At 69.8% G+C, this 5,394-nt stretch carries 5 protein-coding genes; 4 read left to right on the forward strand and 1 reads right to left on the reverse strand.

Annotated features, from left to right (window positions below):
* The first annotated feature begins 177 nt into the window (after positions 1–177).
* From lepA to N864_RS24315, 3 genes are all read left to right on the forward strand, one after another.
* Positions 178–2,034, forward strand: a complete 1,857-nt coding sequence (gene lepA, locus N864_RS18740) for a translation elongation factor 4 (protein ID WP_205621002.1) — start codon at positions 178–180, stop codon at positions 2,032–2,034.
* 144 nt (positions 2,035–2,178) lie between these two features.
* On the forward strand, positions 2,179–3,000 hold the full coding sequence (locus tag N864_RS23795) for a GerMN domain-containing protein (RefSeq protein ID WP_051518793.1): 822 nt from the start codon (positions 2,179–2,181) through the stop codon (positions 2,998–3,000).
* Complete coding sequence (locus N864_RS24315; RefSeq protein WP_162164549.1) at positions 2,897–3,163, forward strand: Gmad2 immunoglobulin-like domain-containing protein; 267 nt, start codon at positions 2,897–2,899, stop codon at positions 3,161–3,163. Before N864_RS23795 ends, N864_RS24315 begins: the two co-directional genes overlap by 104 nt.
* Before the next feature lie 8 nt (positions 3,164–3,171).
* Here N864_RS24315 and N864_RS18750 read toward each other — a convergent pair whose 3' ends face one another.
* Positions 3,172–3,987: a tyrosine-protein phosphatase gene (locus N864_RS18750; RefSeq protein ID WP_034720740.1), complete on the reverse strand. Its 816-nt coding sequence runs from the start codon at positions 3,985–3,987 to the stop codon at positions 3,172–3,174.
* Positions 3,988–4,077: 90 nt separating this feature from the next.
* Between N864_RS18750 and N864_RS18755 the strand changes: the two genes are divergently transcribed.
* Complete coding sequence (locus N864_RS18755) at positions 4,078–5,337, forward strand: MFS transporter (protein ID WP_034720745.1); 1,260 nt, start codon at positions 4,078–4,080, stop codon at positions 5,335–5,337.
* Positions 5,338–5,394 lie beyond the last annotated feature (57 nt).

The following is a 5,394-nucleotide window of genomic DNA, read 5'->3' on the forward strand; positions in this document are numbered from 1 at the left end:
CCCTTCGTCGGTTGGTGGCCTCTCGACGCGGAAGGGGACGGGGGCGAAGGTCGCGGTGCCGGCGGGAGGGGGTGAGCGGCATACCTCGAAAGCGTGGGAGACTGACCCCTCGGGGGCGAAGGCCCCCGCGAGAGCCCACCAACCCCTGTCTGCGAGGTCTGTCCCACCGTGTCGCCCCTGGCCCGCTCCGCGCTTGCGCCGAACGCAACGCCGCCGGACCTGATCCGCAACTTCTGCATCATCGCGCACATCGACCACGGCAAGTCGACGCTCGCCGACCGGATGCTCCAGCTGACCGGTGTGGTCGACGCCCGCGCGATGCGGGCGCAGTACCTCGACCGGATGGACATCGAGCGCGAGCGCGGCATCACGATCAAGAGCCAGGCCGTTCGGATGCCGTGGGCCGGGCGCGACGCGGCCGGCACCGAGACCACCTACGCGCTCAACATGATCGACACGCCGGGGCACGTCGACTTCACGTATGAGGTCTCCCGCTCGCTCGCGGCGTGCGAGGGTGCGGTCCTGCTCGTCGACGCGGCCCAGGGCATCGAGGCGCAGACCCTCGCGAACCTCTACCTCGCGATGGAGAACGACCTCACGATCATCCCGGTGCTCAACAAGATCGACCTGCCGGCGGCCCAGCCGGAGAAGTACGCCGACGAGCTCGCGCGGCTGATCGGCGGCGACCCGGAGGACTGCCTGCGCGTGTCGGGCAAGACCGGCGAGGGCGTCGAGGCCCTGCTCGACACGATCGTCGAGAAGCTGCCCGCGCCGACCGGGGACCCGGCCGCCCCGGCCCGGGCGATGATCTTCGACTCCGTCTACGACACCTACCGCGGCGTCGTGACCTACGTCCGGGTCATCGACGGCAACCTCAACCCCCGCGAGCGCATCCTCATGATGTCGACGAAGGCGACCCACGAGCTGCTCGAGATCGGCGTCATCAGCCCGGAGCCGGTCCCGTCGAAGGGCCTGGGGGTCGGGGAGGTCGGCTACCTCATCACCGGGGTCAAGGACGTGCGTCAGTCCCGCGTCGGTGACACCGTGACGAACGCGAGCCGGCCGGCGTCCGCGGCGCTCGGCGGCTACCGCGACCCCAAGCCGATGGTCTTCTCCGGTCTCTACCCGATCGATGGCTCGGACTACCCGGTGCTTCGCGACGCGCTCGACAAGCTCAAGCTCAACGACGCCGCCCTCGTCTACGAGCCCGAGACGTCGGCTGCGCTCGGGTTCGGCTTCCGGTGCGGCTTCCTCGGGCTGCTGCACCTCGAGATCGTGCGCGAGCGGCTCGAGCGCGAGTTCAACCTCGACCTCATCTCGACCCAGCCCAACGTCGTCTACGACGTGACGCTCGACGACGGCAGCCAGGTCCACGTCACCAACCCGAGCGAGTTCCCCGACGGCAAGATCGCCGAGGTGCGTGAGCCGGTCGTCCGGGCGACGATCCTCGCGCCGAGCGAGTTCATCGGCGCGATCATGGAGCTCTGCCAGTCGCGGCGCGGCACCCTCCGCGGGATGGACTACCTCTCCGAGGACCGCGTGGAGATGCGCTACACGCTGCCCCTCGCCGAGATCGTCTTCGACTTCTTCGACCAGCTGAAGTCGCGCACCCGCGGTTACGCGTCGCTCGACTACGAGCCCGACGGCGACCAGGCGGCGGACCTCGTCAAGGTCGACATCCTGCTGCAGGGTGAGCAGGTCGACGCGTTCTCGGCGATCGTCCACAAGGACAAGGCCTACTCATACGGCGTGATGATGGCCGGCAAGCTGAAGGACCTCATCCCGCGGCAGCAGTTCGAGGTCCCCATCCAGGCCGCGATCGGGGCGCGCATCATCGCCCGCGAGAACATCCGCGCGATCCGCAAGGACGTCCTCGCCAAGTGCTACGGCGGTGACATCAGCCGCAAGCGCAAGCTCCTCGAGAAGCAGAAGGAGGGCAAGAAGCGCATGAAGATGGTCGGCCGGGTCGAGGTCCCGCAGGAGGCCTTCATCGCAGCCCTCTCGAGCGAGGACGCCCCGAAGGCCAAGAAGTAGCCGTATGCCGCTCAGCCGGCACCTCCTGCGGGTGCCGTCCGGCCCCGGCTGGGACCGTGAGCCGGATCACCGGACCTAGGGCCCTTCCGGTCCCCGCGTCTGCCGCCATCCACTGGTGATGGAGGACCCACCGGAGGAGGAGCCATGAGCACCAAGCAGATCCGAGCAGCAGGCGTGGGCGCAGGAGCGGTCGCTCTGGCAGTCGCGGCGCTCGGTGGGTGCGGTGGTGCGCCAAGCCCGAGTGCCCCCACGACGGTCCCGCCGACGACGACCACGACGACCGCGGCGCCGTCCACGACGACCAAGGCGACACCGTCCACGACCTCGACGACGCCGACGACGAGCCCGACCACAGGTGCGACAAGCCCGACCGGCTCGACGACGACGCCGACCTACCTCGCGTCGATGCCGATCTACTTCGTCGGGCAGACCCAGCAGGCCTTCCGGCTGTTCCGGGAGTTCCGGACCATCCGCAAGATCGACGGGCCGGTCTCGTCCGCCGTCTCGGCGATGACCCGGCTGCGGCCGCTGGATCCTGACTACGCCAACCCATGGCGCCCCGCGTCGCGGGTGCAGGTCGGCCAGCAGGGGAAGACCCTCACCGTGGACCTGTCCGCCGACGCCTTCGCCAACCGGAACGTCGGCAGCGAGCTGGCCGCGCTGGCCGTCCAGCAACTGGTCTACACGGCGACCGCCGCCGCCCACGTCGCCGGCCACGACGCGACGAGCGTTGTCATCACGGTCGACGGCAAGCCGGCCGACGTGTGGGGCGTCGTGCATCTCGGGAGTCCCATGACCCGTGCCCCGATGCTGGAGGTGCAGGCGCAGGCTTGGGGTGACCTCGCCCCAGCAAGGAGACGTCGTGCCGTCGGGCACGGTCCGGTTCACCGGTTACGGCACCTCTTTCGAGGCGGTCTTCCACTGGGAGATCAGCAACGCGTCGGGCACGAAGGTCGCTCATGGTGAGGCCATGGGCGGGTCGATGGGGCAGTACGGCAGCCTGACGTGGAGCGCCAGGCTGGCGCCGGGCACCTACACGGTCCGCCTCGCGACCGACGACCCGAGCGGCGACGGCGAGCACGAGGGACACGGTGCCGCTGTGGACACCAAGACCTTCACTGTGCGGTAGGTCGGCGGTCAGCCGAGCAGCTTCCGGCGCATCCGCTCCGTGTCGGTGGCCGTCCAGCCGTGTTGGTCGAGGAAGCCGGACACGCCGCCGTAGGTCGTCTCCAGGGTCTCGAGCATGCGGCGCATCGTGTCCGCCTGTGGCGACTGCTGGGCGACCGTCTTGTCGCGAAGGTTCTCGGCGTACGCCGGCTTGTTGCGGAGCCGTTCGAGGATCCGCGGCACGCGCTCTGCCGAGGCGGCGTAGTCGGCGATGATCTGCTCGTCGACCACTCCGACGACCTTGAGGGCGAGCCCGACGATGGTGCCGGTGCGGTCCTTGCCCGCCGCGCAGTGGACGATCGCTGCGCCCTCGCTCGTGGTGATCGCTCGCAGCGCGGCCAGCACCGAGTCCGGCCGCGTGGCGAGATACTTCAGGTAGTGCTGCGACCAGAACTCGTCGTGGCTGGGGTGGTGCTCGCGACCGTTCCGGTCGTTGCGGGCGCGTCGCTCGTCGGTCTCCCACGGCAACGCCTTCTCGGCAGCGGGGATGCCGGACTCGTCCGCGTCCTCGCGGTAGAGGGTGAAGTGGTGGTGCCGGACCGTGCCCACTGAGCGCAACGGGCCTTCGCCCTCCTTGGCGACCTCGACGAAGGTGCGCAGGTCGACGACGTCGGTGAGGTGGTACTCCTCGAGGAGGAACCGGACCGACTCGGGCGGCAGGTCCTGCAGGTTGTCGGAACGCAGTAGCCGGTGGTCCTGCACGACGTCACCGCTCTGCGTCACCATCCCACCGACGTCTCGCATGTTGACGACGCCGGGGAGCTCGATCCAGTTGGGCTGCAGCACTCCTCGACCATATGCGACGCGAGGAAAAGGAGGTGCACCCCCTCGTCGCCGGCAGGTATCTTGACGTCGAGATAACGGAAGGTGGCGGTCGTGCACGCGGGGACGACAGACGGCAGTCAGGCGCTGACGCGGCGCGGCATCCCGGTCGACGAGGACCTTCGCGTCCTGGCCCTCGGCTCGTTCGCGAACCGGTTCGGTGCCGGGGCGGTCATGACGACGAGTGCCCTGTTCTTCACCCGCAAGGTCGGGTTCTCCGCCACGGAGGTGGCGCTCGCCATGTCGATGGCGGCGATCGTCGGCATCGTGGTCCAGGTCCCGGCGGGGCACCTGGGCGACACGAGGGGACCCCGTGAGGTGCTGACGCGCTGCATGGTCGGCGCGGCCCTCTTCAGCGCGCCGCCCGCCTTCGCCCGTAGCCCCTGGGTGCTGGCGCTCCTGCTCGGCGTGCTCGCGCTGTTCGAGCGCTCCGCCGGAGCGGTGAACCAGGGGGTCATCGCACAGCTCGCGACCGGTGGCCGGGCGGTGCTCTTCAAGGCCTACCTGCGGGCGGTGACCAACACGGCTCTCGGCCTCGGCGCAGTGTTCGGCGGCCTCGCGCTCGTCGTCGACGAGACGTGGGCCTATGTCGCCGTCTTCGTGCTCAACGCCCTCTTCACCGGCTTCGCGGCCTGGAACACGACACGGCTGCCGCATCTGCCGCCGTACCGGCGGGGAGCCGGCGAACCCCGGCTCGCGGTGCTGCGGGACTGGCCCTACGTCGTCATCGTCGTCATCACGGGGCTCTTCTCCCTCCACTTCTTCGTCATGGAGCTCGGGCTGGCGCTCTATATCTCCGAGCGCACCGAGGCGCCGACCGTCATGGTGTCGGTGCTGCTCGTCCTCAACACCGCGATGGTGGCGCTGTTCCAGGTGCGGATGTCGCGGCGGGCCGACTCGGTCGAGGCGGGGGCGAAGGCGCTCGTGCGCGGGTCGCTCTGGATCGCCGCTGGTTTCGCGATCATTGCGCTGGCGGACCGGGGCTCGTGGTGGCTCGCGGTCGGCTTCCTCATCGCCGGGTCGCTGGTGCACGTCGTCGGGGAGATGATCGGGTCCGGTGGCCAGTGGGGCCTGCAGATGGGGTTGGCGCCCCACGAGCGGCAGGGCCAGTACCAGGGCTTCGCGGGGCTCGGGTTCTCCGTCATGGCGGTCATCGGGCCGCCGATCGTGACGTTCTTCTGCGTCGACCAGGGCGAGCGCGGCTGGCTCATGCTGGCCGGGATCATGGTCGCCGTCTCGCTGGTGTCCGTGCCTGCTGCCAAGTGGGCGTTGGCGTCGCGGGAGCGGTACGGCGTCACGACGCACTCCGGCTGAGCCAAGCGGCGAGGACACGAGCGAGGAACGAGGGAGGCCCGGAGCCGCGGTTCGGCT

Source organism: Intrasporangium chromatireducens Q5-1 (assembly GCF_000576575.1).
GTDB lineage: Bacteria > Actinomycetota > Actinomycetes > Actinomycetales > Dermatophilaceae > Intrasporangium_A > Intrasporangium_A chromatireducens.